This window comes from Campylobacter sp. LR264d (assembly GCF_008633895.1).
In the GTDB taxonomy this organism is placed as follows: domain Bacteria; phylum Campylobacterota; class Campylobacteria; order Campylobacterales; family Campylobacteraceae; genus Campylobacter_D.
Map to the genome: position 1 here is coordinate 26,758 of NZ_VJNT01000037.1, position 20,851 is coordinate 47,608.

Consider the following 20,851-nt stretch of genomic DNA (forward strand, 5'->3'; position numbering starts at 1 on the left):
AACTAGCTTTTGTGCAAATAAAAATATAGCTTTTAATCTCTTTGAAAAAAGTATAATAAATTTCTTTTATCACGAAAAAAAATTTGCAAAAAATTATAATTAAATTATATGATAAATGGGAAAAACTAGAAATTAGTGAAAAATTAAATAATGACGATAGACAGGAAATATTATATAAACTACAAAGACAATAAGGTATAGTGACAATAAAGGTGTTTTAATTAAAAATTATGATATAAAACAATATTTTTCTCATACAACTTTGTGGAATCAAACGGATTTTGTAGATGTGGAAAATAAAATGGCTAACAATTATTATCTTGGTAATATAGGTGATGTTAAACTTGATTTTTGGGAATTAAAAGATTAAATATGAAAAAATTTTTATTGCTTTGTGTATTTTTAGTTGTTAATGCAAATGATATTAACAACACATAAAAATTTGATGAATATAATAAAATAGCTATAAAAATGGGATTTATATACAAGGTAGATAGAGAGTAATATCCATATGAGAAAAAGGTAAAACTTTCCAAAAAAATTGGTTTAGAATATTGTATAAAAGGCGATTATTTTGAAAAAGAACTTTATAATTTAAATTTGGTTTTACAACATATATATACTAATACATATATTTATTATACTAAAAAAATTGATTTTTAGATACTTAAATAAGGTATATTATGAAAATTATTTTATTAATTTTTTACACTTTTTCTTTTGCAATAGCTATTGAAACTATGAATGTGTTAGAAGAGTATAAATAACCATATGCATATGAACAACGAGTTATAGCTTTAAAAAAAAGAGGTTTTGAATATTGCTTAAAACTTATTAAAAGTAATTATTATCCATTGTTATCAGATGATATATATCAAATTAACAATTATTTTTTAATTAAACATTTTGAAACTAAAATAGGTTTAAATAATAAAGAATGGTTAAATAACGATAAAAATAAGTTTAAAAAATTTATTTGGAAATTAAGATTGTCAGTAAATATGAAAAATACATATTCTATGCAATGCCTTGATATATATAATAATTCAAAAGAATATCAAGACGAGATTGAGCGTATAGTTAAAAAATATTATAAAAATTGTAAGTAATATAAAATCTAGAAGTATATAAATAAAAAAATTTGCAAAAAACAAACAATAAACTAAGACGCTATATTTAAATTTGAGCCTATTTCTTTGTTTTGTGTATAAGCACTAAATACATAATTATTTTTTGCTAAATTTGAAATAGTATAGCTTGAAGTCGTTGAAGTGTTTATTTTTTCGGGTGTATCTACTTCAAAGCCTTCTTCTTCGTTTGAATTTTGTGTATCCTTTTTTTCCTCAAGTTCGGCCTTTTGTTCTTCATTTTTTTGAACCCTTGCCTCACTTTCCATTTTTAAGGCATCATTTGCCACCCTATAATCTTGTGGACTAGGGTCAGCCGGTGCCATGGCAGCAGCATAAATTTTTCTAGCATTTACTATAGTTTGTTCAGGTGTTCCACCTTTTTTCATACTAATAGGTACCTCACCAGCCACCGCATACATTTGATTATCAGGTCCCTTTTCATAGCTATAATTTGCACTACCAGTAAGCCCTCCACCAGCTGCTTGATGTGCTGCTTCGTGTGCTCTTACTTCTCTATCTATTTGTTGCAGTTCTTTAACCTGCCTTAACTCGCTATCATTTAACTCAACGCCGTTTATTTGCGTGGTGTCTTCTTGGTTTGTAGAATTTGTATCTTCTAAATTTTGTGAATTGTAAAAAGAAAAGGTATTATAAAGATTTGAATTAATTTGCATTTTTTCTCCTTTTCTTTGATTTTTAATCATTTTACTTTAACTTTGCTTAAAAATTTATACAATTTTTTGTAAAATATGTCAAATTTTTAACAAAGGATAAAAGATGATTTATGAAAATAATTTTTTCTACATAGAAAAAGAAGAGTCTCAAATTCCATGGCTTAAAATTTTTACAAAGAAAGAATATAAAGAACTTAGCCATTGTCCAAAAAAGGTCCAAAAAAAGCTTTTTAAGCTTGTTTTAAAAGCAGAAAAAGCAATGCTAGAATTTTATAAACCTGATAAAATCAATATAGCATCCTTTGCAAACTATGTACCAAGGGTTCATTTTCATGTAATGGCTCGCTTTAAAGATGATGCTTTTTTCCCAGAATGTATGTGGGGAAAGCAGCAAAGAGAGATTAAGTCTTTAAATTTGGCTGATTTTAATGATTTTGTATCATTTTTGCACAAAAGGCTTAAAAAATAATTTTTGTTAATTTATAATTTATATTGCAAGGTTAAAATTACATATAATTTTCAAATTAAGGAGAAAAAATGAAAAAAATTTTACTTAGTTCGCTTGTAGCGGTTAGTTTGCTTAGTACTTCGCTTTTAGCAAAGGAATATAGCCTAGATAAAACTCATACTGATGTTGGTTTTAAGATTAAACACCTTGGTATTAGTAATGTAAAGGGAAATTTTAAGGATTATTCTGCAGTTATTGATTTTGACTCAGCGAATTTTACCTTTTCAAAACTTGAAGCAAATATTAAGGTAAATTCTATTAATACAGAAAATACTTCAAGGGATAAGCACTTATTACAAGATGATTTTTTCAAAGAAAAATCTCATCCAGAAATTAAATTTGTTATGAAAAAATATGAAAAAATTAGCAATGAAAAGGGTAAGATGACAGGGACCTTAACCATGATAGGTGTTTCGAAGGATATTAGCTTAGATACTGAGATTGGTGGTGTTGCTAAGGGAAAAGATGGCAAAGAAAAAGTAGGCTTTACCCTAAATGGTAAGATTAATAAAGATGAGTTTAATCTTGCAAAAGATGCTAGTACTTTAGGTAGCGAAGTAAGCCTTAGTATAGAGGTTGAAGCTAACGAAAAATAATTTTTACAAAGACTTAAAGTCGTTGCTTTAAGTCTTTTAAACTTTGTGTTAATTCCTTTGTGTTATTGCTCCAAACTATTTTAAAATCTAGCTTAAATTTTTCATCTTCTATGCTAAACTCTTTATTTCTAAGTAAGGATTCTAAAAAAGCTAAGTGTTTTAAGGCCTTGTTTTGATTTTCAAAAACTAATACAAAATCATCATCACTTACAAAAATTTTTGTCTTAAATTTTCTTAATACCTTGCCAAGTTGCCTCAAAATAAGCCTTTTGTAAGCAGTTTGTACATAATCAAATTCATTAAAATGAAGTAGGGCAATTACAAAATTTTCTTTATTTTTTAGGTAGTATCTTAGCATTTTTTGATTGGGTAATTTTGTCATTTCATCATAAAAAAAGGCCTTATATAGCTTAAAAATCAAATACACAAAAAAGACAAAACTTGCAAATTCAAAGTACGAACAAAGGCTTAATCTTGTATATAAAAATTGAACAAAGGCTAAAATATAGGCTAGTAATAAATAATGCTGCATACTTTTAATACATCTTGCAAGAACTAAAAAAGCCATTATTGAAAAGATAATAAAACCAAATTCGCTAAGTGGGGTAAAAATGCTTAAATTTATGATTTTTACCTTTGAAATTTCACTTAAAAAATTGGTATTCTTGCTTAGAAAAATGCTAATAAACATAAAGACAATCAAGCATAAAAAATTTATTAAATTTTCTTTGCAAAATATGATTTTATTTTCTTTGCTAAGGCATAAAAGTCCAAATAAAAGTGGCAAGAAAGTAAAATTAATTAAATGTGCTTGATAAATGCTCGTGTAAAGATAGGTACTTTTTGCTATTAAAAGTCCAAGGCTTATAAAAAAAATGCGAGTATAAAGAAAGTAAAAGGCTAAGCAAATAACGATAAAATCAAAAATCAAGCTAAAATTTAATACAAAATTCAAAGACTTTCCTTATAAAAAACATATTTTATAATAAAAAAGCTAATATTTTAATATTGTAATAAATTTTGCTATAATCAACTTTTTTAAGGAGAAAAATGTATAAAATTTGCTTTTGTTTAATACTTCTTTTTACTTTTTTAAATGCAAAACCAAAGCAAGTTATAGAAGAACTTTCTAAAAATGCTTTTTTGAATTTTGATATTTTAGCACCTGTAAAATTAAGTCATCATGGGCAAGATTATGAAATTTATATTGCTAAGACTAAAAAAGAGGCAAAAAATTATAAGGTATTGTATTTTACAGACGCAGATGCCTTTTTTCCAAATTTTTTAAATTTATACGATAAAAACGATGATTTAATCTTAGTAGGCATAGGATATGGTAAAAATTTAGCCTTTCATAAACAAAAAAGAATGAAAGATTATACGCCAAAAATAAGTGGCAGCGAAGTTGGTGGAGGAGATAAGGAATTTTTAGTCTTTTTAAAAGAATTTTTAATGCCTTATATTAAAGATAATTTTGCTATAAATGAAAATTACCAAGGATTTTTTGGTCATTCTTTTGGAGGCTTATTTGCCTTAAATACCTTACTTAAAGAAAGCTCTTTATTTACTCATTATTTTATAATTAGCCCATCGCTTTGGTGGGGAGAAAGTGCTTTTTTACCCACAAAATTAAGTCTTTTAAATTGTCCAAATATCTTTTTAGCAAAGGGTAGCTTAGAAAAAAACACGCATTCTTTAAAAGATTCAAAAATAAATATTAATGATTTAGCCACAAAATTAAGGCAAGATAGTAAGTGCACAATAAATTTGCATATCTTTGAAAATGAAAGCCATGGTAGCGTTATAAAAAAGGCCATGAAATTTAGCCTAGATAATTTTTAAAATTTCTTTTCAATTTGTCTGTATTCTGGCATAAAATTTTCTATAAAGGCATAAAATTCTTTGCTGTGATTTGGAAATTTAATATGTGTTAATTCGTGTAAAATAACATATTCTATACATTTTAGGCTCTTTTGCATAAGCTTAATATTTAAATTTATATAGCCTTTTTTGTGATTACAAGAACCCCAGCGAGTTTTCATTGTTTTAATGCTTAAATGTGTGTAGTTTAAATTAGTCAATCTAGCATATTTTTTAAGATAAAAAGAAAAAATAAGTCTTGCATTCATTTTTAAAAATGCGTTTAAATGCCTTTTAGATGGGCTATTTATGCAAGTTTTATTAAAAAAAGTTTTTTTAAAAGAAGGGTTAAAATTTAATTCATAGCACTTATTTAAAAAATAAAAATTTTCATCCTTTTTATAATTTTTTTCTACATTTTCAAGCCAAGTTTTATTTTTATTTAAAAAATTATAAACTAATTTTTGAGAGGTTTTTTTAGGGATACTTAGATAAAAAAAGCCCTCGTTAAATTTCAAATGCAAATACTTAATAGGCTTGATTTTATAGTAAAACACTCGCCCTTCATAAAAAAAACTTTCTAGCATTTATACAAGAACCTTTCCTTGCCATTTTTTACTTTTCCAACGATAAGAATTTGCAAGTCCTCTAAAAAATTCATCAGCACAAAAACCTATCCAAATGCCTAAAATTCCAAGATTCATATTAAAGCATAAGAAAAAGCCAAGTGGCAATGAAACTCCTATCATAAAGATTAAGCCACTAAAAAATGGAAATTTTGCATCCCCGCTTGCCCTTAGGGCATTTACCATTATGATATTAAAGGTCCTTGATAATTCTAAAAAGATTGAGAGTGCAAAAAGTGGTATCATAATCTTTCGTAAAGTCTCATCAAGTTTTAATAAATCCATAGTAAAATCTTGTAAAGCAAAATTAAGCACAGCCACAACTCCACTTGCTAACAAGCTTAAATACAAGGCCATCCAGGTATGTTTATAAGCTATCTCATTGTATCTTGCCCCTACTAATTTTCCTATTATTATCTCATTTGCTATGCTAATTGCTTGACCTATTAACATTATAAGCATAGAAATTTGAAAATATATAGTTTGAACGCTTAAATTTTCTTTTCCTAAACTTGCTACAAAGCTAAAAGCTATGGTGTATTGGACTATCCATATAAGATTTTCACCAGCTGAAAAGCCACCTATATTAAAGATTTTTTTAAGAATTTCTTTTTCAAAGGCTATCATTTCTTTAAATTTAAGATAAATTTTAAGTTTAAAAATAAGTATTAAAAGTAGTAAACTTACTACCACAATTCGCCCTGCTATGTTTGCTAGGCCAACCCCAAAGAGTTCTAAATTTGTATAGTGAAGTACGAAAAAATTGCCAATAACAATTACTATATCCATTAAAAAGCCAACGCACATAACCCAGTAAGCAAGATTGTAAACTCTTACAATGGCTGCTAAAACAATGGCTATAGCGTCAAAAAACAAACAAATTCCAAGCATATGCAAATAAATAGTACTATCTTTCATAAGCTCATTTGGAATTTGCATAAGTTTTAACAAAATTTCACCCTGCCACACTATAAAAAAGGCACAAGTAAAGCCAAGTAAGGCATTTAAAAAAAGGCTTTGATGAATCACCTTTCTTGCTATTTGTTTATCCTTTGCCCCTATTGCTTGTGCGATTACTACGCTACAACCTATGCTTAAAAAATTAAAGATTGTAAAAAATAAATCTGTTATTTGATTTCCAGCCCCCATTGCCCCGACTAAGAAATTTGAGTAATGAGAAACCATAGCTGTATTTATGATTAAGGATAAAATTTTAGATAACATATCCCAAAAAATAGGAATGCTAAGCTGTCTTAATGAGAGTTGTTTTTTAGGCATTAAAATACCTTTTTGCCATTTATAAAATGAGCCCTCACCTCTCCAAAAATTTTATCTTTTGCATATAAACTGCTTGAATTTAAAGTTAATTTTTTATTTTCATCAAAAAGTACTAAATTTGCTACCTTGCCAACTTCTATTTTTCCACTATTTAAACCAAGAAGTAGGGCAGGGTTAAGGCTTGTGATTTTACAAAGTTCTTCCCAGCTAAAATTATTATTTTTAATCAAAAAGGTATAACAAAGGCTTATAAATTCGCACACACTATGAATTCCAAAGGCTGCCTCATCAAAGGATAAATCCTTTAAGCTTATGGATTTAGGAGAATGTAAAGAGCTTAAAAAGCTGATTTTGCCATTTTTTAGAGCATTTTTTAGAGCCTTTGAATCGGCTTTTGAGCGAAGTGGAGGTAGTATCTTTGAAGAGGTATTAAAGTCATCACACGCACTATCATCTTTAATTAAATGGTGTATACTAGTCATTACAAGTTCGTTTTCTAACAAATTTAAAGAATCTTTAAGGGTAATAATATCAAAAATCACCCTTGCCTTATAAAATTTAGCAATTTCTTTTATCTTGGCTACCTCGCTTGTTTCAGCCACCTCGCTAATGCCAACAAGACCTAACTCAAAGCTTTTTTCACACTCATTCATAACCCCATTATCATCAAAATCCATATTTAAGCATTGGGCGAAAATAGGGACATTTTTCATAAAGGCATATTGTGCAGCCATTCTTAAAATATTTGCATTAAAACTACTTTGAAGTTCGATTCCAAAGGCACCTTTATTTATAAGAGTGGCTAAATTTCTAAATTCATTTTCTTTATTTAAAACCTTAATACTTGCAAAAATTTCTATCTTTTTTTGCCTTAAATTTTGTAAAAACAAGGCAAAACTTTCTTCATCAAAATACATTTCATCTCTTAAAACTATGCTTGAAATTCCACTCTTTAAGCATTCATTTTCTAAAAGTTCTAAATTTTCAAGGCTAAATTTATTATTTTTAAGATTGATATTTAAGTCTATAAAAGAAGGGATTAAAGTTAAGCCACTAGCATCAAAACTTTCACCTTTTAAGGAATTTGCAGGGGCTATTGTACTTATAAGTCCATTTGAAATTTCAAGGTCTTGTTCTTTTTTTCCATAAATTTTTGCATTTTTTATAATCATTTTTTATCCTTTAGCAAAGTACTTAGAGCGTCCTTTACATTTTTACCATTTAAAACAGCAACTACTTCATTTACAATAGGCGTATAAATATCATTTTTTTTAGCTAATTCTTGCAAACCATAAGCAGTTGGGATTCCTTCTATTACTTCTTTTAATTCTTTGATAATCTCATCCTTGCTTAATCCTTTACTAAGCATTAAACCACAGCGATAATTCCTTGAAAGCGTACTAGTTGCAGTTAAAAATAAATCTCCGGCCCCACTTAATCCTAAAAAAGTTTCTTCTTTAGCTCCAAAGAATTTACCAAATCTATGCATTTCTATAAGACCTCTTGATATCAAAGAAGCCCTAGCGTTATTGCCAAGATTTAGGCCATCACTTATCCCACTAGCAATGGCTAATACATTTTTATACGCCCCACATATTTCAGCCCCCTTTATGTCGCTATCAATATAGGTTTTTATATAGCTTGGGAAAAAACTAGCAAATTTTTTACAAAGTTCTAAATTTTCACCACTTATAACAAGGCCACAAGGAAGTTTTTGCATAACCTCGCTTGCAAAAGAAGGACCACTTAAAACGCAAAAATTTTCTTTATCTACAAATTTTAAAAATATCTCATCTAGGAAAGAATTAGTACTTATATCAATGCCCTTTGAGGCAAGTAAAATTTTTTGATTTTTATTTTTAAAATGTTCTTTTAGCCAGGGTAAAATTCCTTGAGTACTTAGTACAAATATTAAAAACTCGGCCTTTAAGGCCTCTTCAATACTAACAAAGTCCTTTATATTTTTTTTAGAATATGAAGTAATTACACAAGAATAATTTTCATCAATTGTATTTTTTAAGGCAAGTCCCCATTTTCCAGCACCGATAATTGCGATTTTATCCATAAATTTAGCCTTGATTTTTTAATCTTAATTTTAACAAAGTTTTATTAAAAGTTAGGTTTTAAGTATAAAAATTTACAATTAAATAAATAAAGAATTCACGCTTTCATTATGATAAATTCTTCGTATAACCTCGGCAAATATAGGAGCTACGCTTAACACCTTTATATTTGGTAGTTTATTTTTTAAAGGAATGGTATCAGTTACTACTATTTCATCAATAATGCCCCTTGATATTCTATCGTAGGCTTCTCCACTTAAGACAGCATGGGTACAACACGCCATAACAGATTTTGCACCCTTGTTTTTCAAAGCCTGTGCAGCTTTTACAATGGTACCAGCAGTATCAATTATATCATCTACTAATATAACATCCTTATCTACAACGTCCCCTATTATATTCATAACCTCGCTTTCATTTGCTCTTTCTCTTCTTTTATCAATTATGGCAATATCAAGCCCTAAATTCTTTGCTACGCTCCTAGCTCTTGCAACTCCACCTATATCAGGGCTTCCTATAATGGCATTATCAAAATGCTTTGATTTTATATAATCATTAAAAATTATACTTCCATAAAGATTATCAACAGGAATGTCAAAAAAGCCTTGAATTTGCCCGGCGTGTAAGTCTATAGTAACTATTCTATCAATACCAGCAGATTCTATTAAATTTGCTACTAATTTTGCAGTAATAGGCACTCTAGGATTTGCCTTTCTATCTTGTCTTGCATAGCCAAAATAGGGCACTATTGCAGTGATTGAATTTGCACTTGAGCGTCTAAATGCATCAGTTAATATTAAAAGTTCCATTAAATTATCATTTGCAGGGGCACAGGTACTTTGTATTATAAAAACATCCTTTCCTCTAACGCTTTCATCGATTTGAACGCTTATTTCTCCATCGCTAAATCGTTTAATCCCGGCATCACTTAAAGGAAGTGAAAGATATTTTGCTATTTGTTTTGAAAATTCAACATTTGCTGTACCTGAAAAAATTCTATAACCACGCATTTAAAACCTTAAAAATAAAATCGCCAAATTCTAGTAAAAGAAAAATTAAATTTTGCTTTTAAAAGGTAATTTTTTCATAGTAGCTACCCTTTATAGAAAAAACCTTTTTAAAATAATCACTTTCTGGAATCAAATCAGCATTGCCCACATAAAGTCTACCTCTATCAGTTAAAAGCTTGTGAAATTTTTCTAAAAGCTTCATTCTTGATATATTATCAAAATAAATAATCATATTCCTAGAAAGTATAATGTCAAATTTTCCAAGCTTTTCAAAATGGCTATCAAAGACATTGCAAAGTTTAAAATGGCAAGTACAAAGCTCATTTTTTTTAATGCGAAATTCCTCATTTTTTTCTTCTGTAAAAAAACGTCTTTTTTCACTTTCGCTTAATCTTTGTAAGGTTCTCCCTTGATATAAGGCAAGTTTGGCCTCGTTAATTACTTCTGTGTTTATATCTATGCCTACAATGTGTAAGTCTTTAAATAAAATTTGAGCTGCTAGTATGGCTAAGGAGTAAACCTCTTCACCACTTGCACATGGTGCACTTAAAATATTTACACTTTTTTCAAGGCTTTTTGCGTATTTTATGATTTCTTTTAACTGGGTTAATTCCCTTAAAAAATAGGTTTCGCTAATGGTTACAAAATCAATTGTTTTTTTGTTTTAAATCTTTATTTACCCTAAGTCCACTTAAAAATTCATCAACACTTCTTACACCTAATTCATTTACAAATTTATCTAGCTTTAAAGCTATAATATTTCTTTTGTCATTTAAATCAATGCCACTTATATCATTAACAATCTTAATAAATTCATTTAAATCTCTATCATTAAAAATAATTTTATCCATATTACTCGCTTTCTACAAAATGTAAAATTTCTCTTTTTAATTCTTTTAAACTCATAGGCATAAGTTTAGGATTTAAATCCTTTGCCCTTTTTGGCATACCATAAACAACGCAATCTGCTTCATTTTCACAAAGGCATTTAACCTTGGCATTGTAAAGATTAAGTAAGCCATGAGCCCCGTCATCTCCCATTCCTGTCAATAAAATCGCAAGTAATTTATGAGCACTTGCATAATGAACTGCTGAATTAAAAAGCAAATTAATATTTGGCTTAAAATTTGTTTTAGTATCGCTAAAACTAGCACTTAATGTTAAAGAACCACTTAAAATAGTATTTGTTTGACAAATATAAATTCTATTTTCTAAAATTTCCTTATCATTAAGCAAGGCTACTTCATTTAAGGCCTCTTTGTCAAATTGATTAACAAAAGAAGGGATAAAATCAGGCTTCATATGTTGTGCTATAATCACGCATGTATTGCCTATATCAATGTCCTTTAACAAAAATTTAAGTTGGTTTGGACCACCAGTTGATGAACCTATTAAGATAATTTTCATTGTGTTTTCTTTCAAAGAAATTTAAAGTTTTATAAAAATGTGTATTTTATCACATAAAATAAAATAAAGTTTATTTTTGCAAGTTTTTTAAAAGAAAATAGCTATTTTTATACTTTATTGTGTTAAAATTCCAAAGTTCTAAGATAAATTTTTTGGATAAGATATGTTAAAAGATAAAATTTACATAGCAAGTGACCATGCTGGATTTGACTTAAAGACCCAAATTTGCACATTTTTAAAGGATGAAAATTTAAATTTTAAAGACCTTGGAACTAATAATAAAGAAAGTTGTGATTATCCTGATTTTGCTCATTTACTAGCTAAAAATATAGATGAGACAAGTTTTGGCATTATAATTTGTGGCTCTGGAATAGGCGTTTCAATAGCTGCAAATAGACATGAAAATATAAGATGTGCTTTATGTAGTGAAAGTTTAAGTGCAAGATTAGCAAGAAAGCATAATGATGCTAATGTACTGGCCCTTGGAGGTAGATTAATAGGCATTAGTTTAGCTATTGATATTATTACAAATTTTATAAATACACCCTTTGAAAATGGACGACATATACAAAGAATTCAAAAAATCGAGGTAAATAAATGAATCATCCCGTGGCAAATTGGCTCATTTTAACAGTGCTTGTGTGTGCGACAATTTATCTTGTCGTAATGTTGTTTTATTATAAAACCTTGCTTAATAAAGAAAAATTCTCAAAAGATTTTATTAAAAATAATCTTGATGATACTGAAATTATCATTAGAAAACTACAAGTTCAACTTCAAAGAAGTTTAGGAAATATAGATATTTTAACTGAAGAACTTAACAAAATCAAAGCGGATTTAACCTCTTTAAGAACAAGGAATTCACAATATCGCTTAGAAAATGATAAGTTAAGACAAAGAATCAAAGAACTAGAAGCTAAGATAGAGGCCCTATTATGAAAAAACTTAATAAAAATGGAAAACAATATTTACTCAGTAGCATTAGAGTTGTGTCAAATTTTCCCATTGAAGGTGTGCAGTTTCGCGATATTACCACGCTTTTAAATGATAAAGATGCCTTTATGTTTTTACTTGAACATTTAAAAGATTACTATGAAAAAAAAAGGATTGATTTTATAGTAGGCGTTGAAAGTAGGGGTTTTGTTTTAGCAGCAGCTTTGAGTGCTAAGCTTAGCATCCCTTTTGTTCCAGTTAGAAAGCCAAATAAACTACCCTTTTTAAAATTTTCTTGCGAGTATACCTTAGAATATGGACAAGAAACACTTCAAATTCACCAAGATGCCTTTCGTGGTATGAAAAATCCAAAGGTTTTATTAATTGATGATGTGCTAGCTACAGGAGGTACTGCAATTGCAGGTTACAATCTTATAAAAAAAGCAGGTGGAGATTGTATAGGGGCTTGTTTTTTAATGCATTTAAGCGAATTTGATGGGCTTAAAAAGCTTTCAGAATATACAAAAGTTTATAGCGTTTTAGAACTTTAAAGGAGTAGTTTTGAAAAAAATCCTTATACTTTTAATATTAATAATTTTAATTGCTTTTTTATATTTTTTCTTTGGCAAGGATTTTTCTTTAGAAGAGAGTTTGGTTAGAATTTGGAACGAGCATGTTGAAAACTGGGGTTATGTGATTTTATTTTTTTGGAGCATTTTAGAAGGAGAACTTGGCTTAATCTTTGCAGGACTTGCAGCACATGATGATAAATTAAATACTTTTATAGCCGTTTTTGTAGCCGGACTTGGTGGCTTTGTGGGGGACCAAATTTATTTTTATATAGGAAGATACAATAAAAAATTCATACAAAAAAAGCTTAAAACTCAAAGACGCAAATTTGCCATTGCACATTTACTTTTACAACGTTTTGGCTGGCCAATAATCTTTGCCCAACGTTATATGTATGGTTTTAGAACCGTAATTCCTATGAGTATAGGCATCACTAGATATAGTGCTAAGAAATTTGCCATTATAAATTTATTTTCTGCTTGGGTGTGGGCTGCTATTACCATACTTTTAGCTTGGTTTTTTGGAAAACAAATTTTAGATGCTTTAAAATGGGCTAGTTCGCATTGGTATTTGGCAGCTGTGATTGTGATAGTATTTTTATGTACTATAATCTTTGGCTTTAAACAATTGGAAAAAGCCATACTTAAAGAAAAAAGGAAGAAAAATGAACATTGAATTTAAAAATGCAAAACTTGACAAAATCAAGGCTGATTTTGAGATAAATTTTGTACAAGAAAAAAATTTAAAGCCATTTAGTGCTTATAAGAATTTTTTTAAATTAGCTAATTATAAGGGCGAGGGTGTTTGCTTTGATATGAATTTAAAAAAGGTCTTTGTAGAATTAAAAAGCCTTGAACACGAAGACATAAGACTAGCTTTTTTTAATGCTATAAAAGCCATTTGTAAACTAAATATTAAAAGCGTTAAAGCCCCTTGTATAATCAGTGGTTGTACTGGTCAAAGCTTTGCTAGTATGGCTGAGGGAATTTTATTTGCAAATTATGATTTTGATAAATATAAAAGTGAAAAAACACCTTCAAGCCTTGTAAATGTTTTTATTGCCAATGATGAGATAAATAAAAAAGAAGTTGATTTAAATAAAGGAAAGATAGGTATTGAAAGAGGAGTTATTTTAGCAAATGCTACAAATTTTGTAAAGGATATAGTTAACGAGGTCCCTGAAATTTACACCCCTTTAAAAATGGCAGAAGATGCTAAGAATTTAGCTAAAACTCATAAAAATATTACTTGTAAGGTGTATGATGAAAAATTCTTAGAAAAGGAAAAAATGAACGCCTTTTTAGCTGTAAACAAGGCCTCCATTCACCCTCCAAGACTCATTCATTTAAGTTATAAACACACAAAGGCTAAACAACGCGTAGTTTTTGTGGGTAAGGGCTTAACATATGATAGTGGTGGACTTAGCTTAAAGCCAAGTGATTATATGCTTACAATGAAGGCTGATAAAAGTGGCGCAGCAGCTGCTATGGGTATTATAAAGGCAGTTTGTGAGTTAAATTTAGAACTTGAAGTACATGCTATTTTAGGTGTAACTGAAAATATGATAGCAGGAAATGCTTATAAGCCCGATGATGTTTTAATATCAAGGGAAGGCGTAAGCATAGAAGTAAGAAATACAGATGCTGAAGGTCGTTTAGTTTTAGCTGATTGTCTATCTTATGCGCAAGATTTAAAGCCTGATTTATTAATAGACATGGCTACTCTAACTGGTGCTTGTGTAGTAGGGCTTGGAGAGTACACAAGTGGAATTTTAGGCAATAACGAAGAACTTCAAAATGCCTTTTATCAAAGCTCAAAAAGAAGTGGGGAATTTACTACTATTTTACATTTTAATCCTTATTTAAAAGAACTTATAAAATCAAAAATTGCCGATGTTAGTAACACTGCTTCAAGTCGTTATGGTGGGGCTATTACAGCCGGTTTATTTTTAGATAAATTCATACGCAAAGAATATAAAGATAAATGGCTACACCTTGATATAGCAGGTCCTGCTTATACTGAAAAGGCTTGGGGTTATACAAGCTTTGGAGCTGGAGGGGCTGGAGTTAGAATGTGCGTTGCTTTTTTAATGTCTTTACTAAGGGCTAAAAAATGAGTTTAGCCGTTGGTATAGTAGGTTTGCCAAATGTTGGTAAATCTACTACCTTTAACGCATTAACAAGGGCTCAAAATGCACAAAGTGCAAATTATCCATTTTGTACCATTGAACCTAATAAGGCCATGGTTGAGGTACCTGATTCTAGGCTTTTTGAACTAGCTAAGATTGTAAAACCTGAAAAAATTTTACATTCTTTAATAGAATTTGTAGATATTGCAGGGCTTGTCAAGGGTGCTAGTAAGGGCGAGGGTTTGGGTAATAAATTTTTATCTAATATAAGAGAAACGGAGTTAATCTTACATATTGTTCGCTGTTTTGATGATTCAAATATTACCCATGTTGAAGGAGAAACTGACCCTATTAGAGATATTGAAATCATTATTACAGAACTCATTTTAGCAGATATTGAACAACTTAGTAAAAAAATAGAAAAATTAAACAAAGAAGTAAAGGCAAATATAAAGGGTGCTAAGGAAAGTTTAGAACTTGCAAATTTGCTTTTAACGCATTTAAATAAAGGACTTAGTGCTAATTGCTTTGAAGAAAAAGAAAGTGAAATTTTTAAAAGTTTAAATAAAGAATTAAGATTGCTTTCGGCAAAAAATGTAATTTATGGTGCAAATGTCGACGAAGAAAGCATTAGTAAGGATAATGAATATGTAAAAAAGCTTAAAGAATATGCTAGCAAAGAAGGAAACGAGGTTATAAAACTTTGTGCTAAGTTAGAAGAAGAATTAGTAGTACTTAGCAAGGAAGAAAGCCATGAGCTTTTAGAGTCTTTGGGGGCTAATGAAAGTGGTCTTGAACAAATCATAAAAAATGCTTTTTCTAAGCTAGGGCTTATTAGTTATTTTACTGCTGGGGAGATTGAGGTTCGTTCTTGGACTATAAAAAATGGCTTTAAAGCACCAAAGGCAGCAAGCGTTATACATAATGATTTTGAAAAAGGTTTTATCAAAGCAGAAGTTATTAGCTATGATGATTTTATAAAATTTGGTGGAGAAAGTGGGGCAAAAGAAGCAGGAAAACTTCGCCTTGAAGGAAAAGATTATATAGTTAAAGATGGCGATATTATACATTTTAGATTTAATGTATAAATTTAAATTTTTCAAAGGAAAAGAAAATTAAAACTTTATATAAAAGTCTAGCTTTTTGGGTGATATTTGGCATAATAGCAGGTATTGTTTTAGGGCTAATTGATAAAGAAATAGCCATTGCTTGTAAGCCTGGGATGGATTATTTTATTAAGGCTTTGAAAATTTTAATAGGCCCTATTATTTTTATTACTATAATACTTGGAATTATAAGCCTTGAAAGCCTTAAAAAAGTAGGTAGTATAGGGGTTAAGGCCTTAATTTATTTTGAAGTAGTAAGTACTATAGCCCTTGCCATTGGTATTTTTATGGCAAATGTTATGAAACCTGGCACAGGCATGAATTTAGATGCAAATTTAGTAGATGCAAGCTCAGTTATACAATTTACAACTCAAACGAGAGAAATTAGTGCAAGTACCGAGATTATCAATATCTTAAAAGAGGCCATTCCCCAAGGATTAATAAGCCCATTTTCTGAAGGTAAAACCTTGCAAGTTTTGGTACTTGCTCTTTTAAGTGCTATTATTATTTCTTTATTAAAGCCCGATGAAAAGGCATATATTCAAAAATTCTTTGAAATTTTACAAAGTTTTGTTTTTAAAATTTTACAAATTATAATGTATTTTTCGCCCATTGCTGCCTTTAGTGCCATGGCCTTTTTAGTGGCAAAATATGGGCTTAGTTCTTTGGTGAATTTAGGATATTTATTATTTGTAATGCTTATATCTTGTTTGATTTTTATCTTTGGGGTAGCCGGGGCGATTTGCTATTTTGTAAGGGTAAATATCTTTAAATTTATGTATTTTATATCAAGGGAAGTTTTAATAGTCTTTGCTACAAGTTCAAGTGAGTCAGCCCTAGCCCCTTTAATGAGAAAGCTTGAAAAGGCTGGAATTTCAAAGGCCACGGTGGGGCTTGTTTTACCTACCGGGTATAGTTTTAATTTAGATTGTACTAATATTTATTTGTCAATGAGTTTAATCTTTCTAGCACAGGCCTTTAATGTGAATTTATCCTTAACGCATGAAATTTCAATAATCCTTGTTTTAATGGTGGCCTCAAAGGGAGCTGTTGGCGTTACAGGTTCAGGCTTTATAGTACTTGGTAGTACCCTTGCTGCACTTGGTACTATGCAAATTCCAGAAGCAAATAACGGGGCAGGGGCAATGCTTGCTGAGGTCTTGCCAGTGGCTGCAATATCTGTTTTGTTGGGCGTTGATAAGTTTATGTCTGAGATGAGGGCTGTTGGAAATTTGTGTGGTAATAGCGTGGCTGCTTTGATTGTTGCTATTTGGGAAAGACAAATTGATTGGGACAAATTTAATTATGCTATAAATCACCCTGAGGAATTTCACAATGCAGGGCTAAGTTAAGAAAAATTTATTATATTTTGCTAAAATCATTTTATATTTTTTTAGGATAAATAATGAAAGAAGAAGTTTTTTTGAAAATTCGTGGAATTTTACCCTTTTTAAGTGTGGCTTTTTTAAATGCCTTTGTGGATTTGGGACATAAAATTATCATTCAAAATACCATTTATAAAAGCTATGAAGGAAGTACTCAACTTTTTTTAACAAGCATAGTAAATGCCTTAATCTTACTTCCTTTTATTTTGGTTTTATCGCCATCCGGATTTTTAGCCGATAAATTTCCTAAAAATTTAATAATGAAATTTTCAGCCCTTTTTTCTGTATTTTTAACCATTTTAATATGTGTAAGTTATTATCTTGGTGCCTTTTGGTTTGCCTTTTTTCTTACCTTTTTAATGGGAATTCAATCAGCAATTTACTCGCCTGCAAAATATGGCTTTATAAAAGAATTAGTAGGAAATAAGCTTTTAGCCATGGGAAATGGTAGTTTAAATGCTACAAGTATAGTTGCTATTTTACTAGGAATGGCTTTGTTTTCTTTGGGGTTTGAGTATTTTTATGATATAAATTCTATTCAAGCAGATACTATTTTAACAGATATCGCCCCCCTTGGTTTTGTGCTTATCTTTTTTGCACTTTGCGAATTCTTACTTACCTTTAAACTACCAAAATTAAGGCAAGTAAATAAAGAATTAAGTTTTAATAAAAAAGATTATATAAAGGCAAAGCTTTTTATTAGCAATATCAAGCTTATTTTTAAGGATAAAGTTATTTGGCTTTGTGTTATAGGTATTGCTATGTTTTCTTCTGTTTCTCAACTTTATCTTGTTAGCTTTCCTGTTTTTACAAAAAATGTTTTATTAGAAGAAAATACCTTTTTTGTGCAAATTTCAATGGCCTTTGCTGGACTTGGTGTAATAGTTGGTTCTATAATTGCCGGTAGATTTTCTAAAAATTATATAGAACTCGGTCTTATTCCACTTGGGGCACTTGGCGTTTTAATAATGAGCTTTTTAATGCCTTATTTTTCAAGCTTTTATATTTATTCTTGTATATTTTTTATCTTTGGAGTTTGTGGGGCATTTTTTATAGTACCACTTAATGCTTTAATACAATTTTACGCAAAGGAAAACGAACTAGGCAAAATTCTAGCAGCAAATAATTTTATGCAAAATCTAGCTATGATTTTACTACTTGGTGTTGGGCTTTTGTTTTCTTATTTTAATCTATCTGCCTTGCATCTTTTTTATTTAATTAGCCTTTTATGCTTATTTGGGACCATTTATGTAGTGTTTAAACTACCCTTTTCTTTGGTTAGAATTTTAGTTAATATAGCTTTTTTTCAAAGATATAGGCTTTTAGTTGAAGGCTTTGAAAATATACCACAAAAGGGCGGGGCACTGCTTTTAGGCAATCACATATCTTTTATAGACTGGGCCATTATTCAAATGGCAATTCCTAGAAGAGTTTATTTTGTAATGGAAAGAAGCCTTTATTCTAAGTGGTATATTAAAATTTTCTTAGATAAATTTGGCGTTATTCCTATTTCAAATACTGGCTCAAAGGAAAGTTTTAGGCTTATTGCCTTTCACATTAAACAAGGGCACTTAGTTTGTTTGTTTCCAGAAGGGGTTATTTCTCGCCATGGTCAGCTTAATGAGTTTAAAAGTGGATTTGAGCATGTTTGTGAGAATTTAGAAGAAAAGGATGGCTTCATTTTACCATTTTATATAAGAGGGCTTTGGGGAAGTAGTTTTTCAAGAAAGGATGAGGAATTTTCAGTTAGCAATAAAACTTTAAGTAAAAGAAATATAGCTATAGCCTTTGGTAATAGTTTGCCAATACATACAAAAAAAGACATAGTAAAGGCTAAGGTTTTTGAACTTTCTTTTATGGCGTGGAAATCTCAATGCGAGGCCATGCATACAATCGCTAGGGCTTGGATAAATAGTGCTAAGAAAAATCTTTCAAAAATTGCACTAATTGACCCTATAGCTAAGGCAATAACTTATAGAAAAATGTTAGGCCTTTCTTTAATGCTATCAAATTTAATCAAAAAAAATACTCAAAAATTTAATATAGTTTTAAAAAGAGGAAGTTATGCCCCGAAAGAAGAATGCGTTGGAATTTTACTTCCTGCTAGTTTTGCTAGTACGCTTTTAAATCTTTCTGTTTTACTTGCAAATAAGGTAGTTGTAAATTTAAATTTTACTTCAAATACCCTAAATTTAGCTATAAAAGATGCAAATATCTCTCAAATTTATACTTCTAGGCTTTTTTTAGAAAAATTACAAGATAAAAATATAACTTTAAATTTTGAAGATGGTGTTAATTTAGTTTATATGGAAGATATTTTTGAAGATTTTAAAAGGCAAAAAGGTAAGGTTTTAATGTATTTAGGCCTTGTTAGTATATTGCCTAGTTTTTTATTGAAAATGATTTTTTCTCCTTCAAAAAATAATCTTTCAATAGCTGCGATTTTATTTAGTAGTGGAAGTGAGGGAACTCCTAAGGGGGTAATGTTAAATAATCGCAATATTTTAAGCAATATTGCCCAAATTTCAGATGTCTTTGGCATAAAAAATAATGATGTGATTTTATCATCCTTGCCACCATTTCACGCCTTTGGCTTAACCGTTACTACCTTTTTACCACTGCTTGAAAATATTAGAAGTGTAACCCTGCCTGACCCTACTGATTCAATGGCTATTGCAAAGGCTGTTGTAAAAAATAAAATTAGCATAATGTGTGCAACTTCAACCTTTCTTGGAATTTATGCAAGGAATAAAAAGCTTGAGAGCATAATGTTTGAAAGTTTAAGAATCATAGTAAGTGGGGCTGAAAAGCTAAAAGATGAGATAAGAACTGCCTTTGAAATGAAATTTAAAAAAAGTATATTAGAAGGCTATGGGGCTACTGAAACAACGCCTGTTGCAAGTGTAAATTTGCCAAATAAATTTGACCCTGATTTTTGGATTTTACACAGAGCAAGTAAGGAAAAAAGCGTAGGAATGGCACTACCTGGAACTGCTATTAGGATAGTTGAACCTGAAACCTATGAAAGTTTAAGTGCAAATAAAGATGGACTTATTTTAATAGGTGGTCATCAAGTAATGGTTGGGTATTTAAATAATAAAGAAAAAACGGATGATTTTATAAAAGAGATTGATGGAATTCGTTGGTATAATACTTGTGATAAGGGGCATTTGGACGAAGATGGCTTTTTATATATTATAGATAGGTATTCTCGCTTTGCAAAAATCGGTGGAGAAATGATTTCTCTAACGCATTTAGAAGAAGAGTTAGCTAAAATTTTTAATACTGATATAGTTAAATTTTGTGCTACTAGCTTAGAAGATGAGAAAAAAGGAGAAAGTATAGTTTTATTAATTGAATGCGAGGATGAGCATTTTAAAGGGATTTGCGATACTATTAGAAGTGCAAATTTACCAGCTATTTTAAAGCCAACTTTTTATTTTAAGGTTGAAAGTATCCCTGTACTTGGTTCTGGTAAAACTGATTTTAAGGGCGTTAAGGAATTAGCACTTAGGGCAAAAAATGAAAAAAATGAAAATTAATAAAGCTTAAAAATGAAAAAATTAATTTTAATAGC

The 20,851-nt window shown here is 29.6% G+C and carries 19 protein-coding genes and 1 pseudogene; 11 read left to right on the top strand and 9 right to left on the bottom strand.

The features are described 5' to 3' along the window. Positions 1 to 1,162 precede the first annotated feature (1,162 nt). Complete coding sequence (locus FMM56_RS07390; RefSeq protein ID WP_150141758.1) at positions 1,163 to 1,804, bottom strand: putative metalloprotease CJM1_0395 family protein; 642 nt, start codon at positions 1,802 to 1,804, stop codon at positions 1,163 to 1,165. A gap of 103 nt (positions 1,805 to 1,907) precedes the next feature. On the opposite strand from FMM56_RS07390, the gene FMM56_RS07395 reads away from it, so the two are divergent. Both FMM56_RS07395 and FMM56_RS07400 read left to right on the top strand, forming a co-directional pair. Then, positions 1,908 to 2,273: an HIT family protein gene (locus FMM56_RS07395; protein WP_150141757.1), complete on the top strand. Its 366-nt coding sequence runs from the start codon at positions 1,908 to 1,910 to the stop codon at positions 2,271 to 2,273. Between the two features lie 68 nt (positions 2,274 to 2,341). Next, positions 2,342 to 2,908, top strand: coding sequence for a YceI family protein (locus FMM56_RS07400; RefSeq protein WP_150150970.1), 567 nt, complete (start codon positions 2,342 to 2,344; stop codon positions 2,906 to 2,908). A gap of 13 nt (positions 2,909 to 2,921) precedes the next feature. On the opposite strand, the gene FMM56_RS07405 is transcribed toward FMM56_RS07400, so the two are convergent. Beyond that, the gene (locus FMM56_RS07405) at positions 2,922 to 3,863 is read right to left on the bottom strand and encodes a hypothetical protein (RefSeq protein WP_150208240.1); all 942 of its coding nucleotides are present in this window, start codon (positions 3,861 to 3,863) and stop codon (positions 2,922 to 2,924) included. Positions 3,864 to 3,958: 95 nt separating this feature from the next. Between FMM56_RS07405 and FMM56_RS07410 the strand changes: the two genes are divergently transcribed. Beyond that, on the top strand, positions 3,959 to 4,750 hold the full coding sequence (locus FMM56_RS07410) for an alpha/beta hydrolase (protein ID WP_150208242.1): 792 nt from the start codon (positions 3,959 to 3,961) through the stop codon (positions 4,748 to 4,750). Here FMM56_RS07410 and FMM56_RS07415 read toward each other — a convergent pair. The 7 genes and pseudogenes from FMM56_RS07415 to FMM56_RS07445 all read right to left on the bottom strand — a co-directional run bounded on the left by FMM56_RS07415 (position 4,747) and on the right by FMM56_RS07445 (position 11,152). Then, on the bottom strand, positions 4,747 to 5,355 hold the full coding sequence (locus tag FMM56_RS07415) for a M48 family metallopeptidase (RefSeq protein WP_150139456.1): 609 nt from the start codon (positions 5,353 to 5,355) through the stop codon (positions 4,747 to 4,749). The two genes, FMM56_RS07410 and FMM56_RS07415, sit on opposite strands and share 4 nt — an antisense overlap. Next, positions 5,356 to 6,672, bottom strand: a complete 1,317-nt coding sequence (locus FMM56_RS07420) for an MATE family efflux transporter (RefSeq protein ID WP_150139458.1) — start codon at positions 6,670 to 6,672, stop codon at positions 5,356 to 5,358. It abuts the gene before it with no gap. Continuing rightward, a complete protein-coding gene (locus FMM56_RS07425; protein WP_150139460.1) occupies positions 6,672 to 7,844 on the bottom strand; it encodes a metal-dependent hydrolase in 1,173 nt (390 codons plus the stop codon). The genes FMM56_RS07420 and FMM56_RS07425 overlap by 1 nt, the downstream gene beginning before the upstream one ends. Beyond that, positions 7,841 to 8,737, bottom strand: coding sequence for an NAD(P)H-dependent glycerol-3-phosphate dehydrogenase (locus FMM56_RS07430; RefSeq protein WP_150139462.1), 897 nt, complete (start codon positions 8,735 to 8,737; stop codon positions 7,841 to 7,843). Before FMM56_RS07430 ends, FMM56_RS07425 begins: the two co-directional genes overlap by 4 nt. Before the next feature lie 78 nt (positions 8,738 to 8,815). Next, complete coding sequence (locus FMM56_RS07435) at positions 8,816 to 9,745, bottom strand: ribose-phosphate pyrophosphokinase (protein ID WP_150139464.1); 930 nt, start codon at positions 9,743 to 9,745, stop codon at positions 8,816 to 8,818. A 58-nt stretch (positions 9,746 to 9,803) separates the two neighbouring features. Then, positions 9,804 to 10,596: pseudogene (locus FMM56_RS07440) on the bottom strand (CheR family methyltransferase). Between the two features lies 1 nt (position 10,597). After that, the gene (locus FMM56_RS07445; RefSeq protein WP_150139468.1) at positions 10,598 to 11,152 is read right to left on the bottom strand and encodes a CheB methylesterase domain-containing protein; all 555 of its coding nucleotides are present in this window, start codon (positions 11,150 to 11,152) and stop codon (positions 10,598 to 10,600) included. 163 nt (positions 11,153 to 11,315) lie between these two features. Here FMM56_RS07445 and rpiB point away from each other — a divergent pair, with 163 nt between their 5' ends. Genes rpiB through FMM56_RS07485 form a run of 8 tightly spaced genes read left to right on the top strand, consistent with a single transcriptional unit; the run spans position 11,316 to position 20,816 of the window. Then, the gene (gene rpiB / locus FMM56_RS07450) at positions 11,316 to 11,753 is read left to right on the top strand and encodes a ribose 5-phosphate isomerase B (protein WP_150139470.1); all 438 of its coding nucleotides are present in this window, start codon (positions 11,316 to 11,318) and stop codon (positions 11,751 to 11,753) included. Next, a complete protein-coding gene (locus FMM56_RS07455) occupies positions 11,750 to 12,091 on the top strand; it encodes a coiled-coil domain-containing protein (RefSeq protein WP_150139472.1) in 342 nt (113 codons plus the stop codon). Before rpiB ends, FMM56_RS07455 begins: the two co-directional genes overlap by 4 nt. Then, a complete protein-coding gene (locus FMM56_RS07460) occupies positions 12,088 to 12,636 on the top strand; it encodes an adenine phosphoribosyltransferase (protein WP_150139474.1) in 549 nt (182 codons plus the stop codon). Before FMM56_RS07455 ends, FMM56_RS07460 begins: the two co-directional genes overlap by 4 nt. A gap of 49 nt (positions 12,637 to 12,685) precedes the next feature. Next, complete coding sequence (locus tag FMM56_RS07465) at positions 12,686 to 13,330, top strand: DedA family protein (RefSeq protein ID WP_223810132.1); 645 nt, start codon at positions 12,686 to 12,688, stop codon at positions 13,328 to 13,330. Beyond that, positions 13,320 to 14,771 (top strand): leucyl aminopeptidase, encoded by a 1,452-nt coding sequence (locus FMM56_RS07470; RefSeq protein WP_150139478.1) that lies wholly within the window; start codon positions 13,320 to 13,322, stop codon positions 14,769 to 14,771. The genes FMM56_RS07465 and FMM56_RS07470 overlap by 11 nt, the downstream gene beginning before the upstream one ends. Next, positions 14,768 to 15,871 (top strand): redox-regulated ATPase YchF, encoded by a 1,104-nt coding sequence (gene ychF, locus FMM56_RS07475; protein WP_150139480.1) that lies wholly within the window; start codon positions 14,768 to 14,770, stop codon positions 15,869 to 15,871. Before FMM56_RS07470 ends, ychF begins: the two co-directional genes overlap by 4 nt. Continuing rightward, positions 15,868 to 17,241, top strand: a complete 1,374-nt coding sequence (locus tag FMM56_RS07480; RefSeq protein ID WP_223810133.1) for a cation:dicarboxylate symporter family transporter — start codon at positions 15,868 to 15,870, stop codon at positions 17,239 to 17,241. The genes ychF and FMM56_RS07480 overlap by 4 nt, the downstream gene beginning before the upstream one ends. A gap of 53 nt (positions 17,242 to 17,294) precedes the next feature. Beyond that, positions 17,295 to 20,816 carry an acyl-[ACP]--phospholipid O-acyltransferase gene (locus FMM56_RS07485; protein ID WP_150208245.1) on the top strand — a complete coding sequence of 1,174 codons (3,522 nt, stop codon included), beginning with the start codon at positions 17,295 to 17,297 and terminating at the stop codon, positions 20,814 to 20,816. Positions 20,817 to 20,851 lie beyond the last annotated feature (35 nt).

Bases quoted from the DNA above. Each gene is read 5' to 3' on its own strand.
- FMM56_RS07390 (WP_150141758.1), bottom strand. From the start codon at position 1,804: ATGCAAATTAATTCAAATCTTTATAATACCTTTTCTTTTTACAATTCA.
- FMM56_RS07395 (WP_150141757.1), top strand. From the start codon at position 1,908: ATGATTTATGAAAATAATTTTTTCTACATAGAAAAAGAAGAGTCTCAA.
- FMM56_RS07400 (WP_150150970.1), top strand. From the start codon at position 2,342: ATGAAAAAAATTTTACTTAGTTCGCTTGTAGCGGTTAGTTTGCTTAGT.
- FMM56_RS07410 (WP_150208242.1), top strand. From the start codon at position 3,959: ATGTATAAAATTTGCTTTTGTTTAATACTTCTTTTTACTTTTTTAAAT.
- FMM56_RS07415 (WP_150139456.1), bottom strand. From the start codon at position 5,355: ATGCTAGAAAGTTTTTTTTATGAAGGGCGAGTGTTTTACTATAAAATC.
- FMM56_RS07420 (WP_150139458.1), bottom strand. From the start codon at position 6,672: ATGCCTAAAAAACAACTCTCATTAAGACAGCTTAGCATTCCTATTTTT.
- FMM56_RS07425 (WP_150139460.1), bottom strand. From the start codon at position 7,844: ATGATTATAAAAAATGCAAAAATTTATGGAAAAAAAGAACAAGACCTT.
- FMM56_RS07430 (WP_150139462.1), bottom strand. From the start codon at position 8,737: ATGGATAAAATCGCAATTATCGGTGCTGGAAAATGGGGACTTGCCTTA.
- FMM56_RS07435 (WP_150139464.1), bottom strand. From the start codon at position 9,745: ATGCGTGGTTATAGAATTTTTTCAGGTACAGCAAATGTTGAATTTTCA.
- FMM56_RS07445 (WP_150139468.1), bottom strand. From the start codon at position 11,152: ATGAAAATTATCTTAATAGGTTCATCAACTGGTGGTCCAAACCAACTT.
- rpiB (WP_150139470.1), top strand. From the start codon at position 11,316: ATGTTAAAAGATAAAATTTACATAGCAAGTGACCATGCTGGATTTGAC.
- FMM56_RS07455 (WP_150139472.1), top strand. From the start codon at position 11,750: ATGAATCATCCCGTGGCAAATTGGCTCATTTTAACAGTGCTTGTGTGT.
- FMM56_RS07460 (WP_150139474.1), top strand. From the start codon at position 12,088: ATGAAAAAACTTAATAAAAATGGAAAACAATATTTACTCAGTAGCATT.
- FMM56_RS07470 (WP_150139478.1), top strand. From the start codon at position 13,320: ATGAACATTGAATTTAAAAATGCAAAACTTGACAAAATCAAGGCTGAT.
- ychF (WP_150139480.1), top strand. From the start codon at position 14,768: ATGAGTTTAGCCGTTGGTATAGTAGGTTTGCCAAATGTTGGTAAATCT.
- FMM56_RS07485 (WP_150208245.1), top strand. From the start codon at position 17,295: ATGAAAGAAGAAGTTTTTTTGAAAATTCGTGGAATTTTACCCTTTTTA.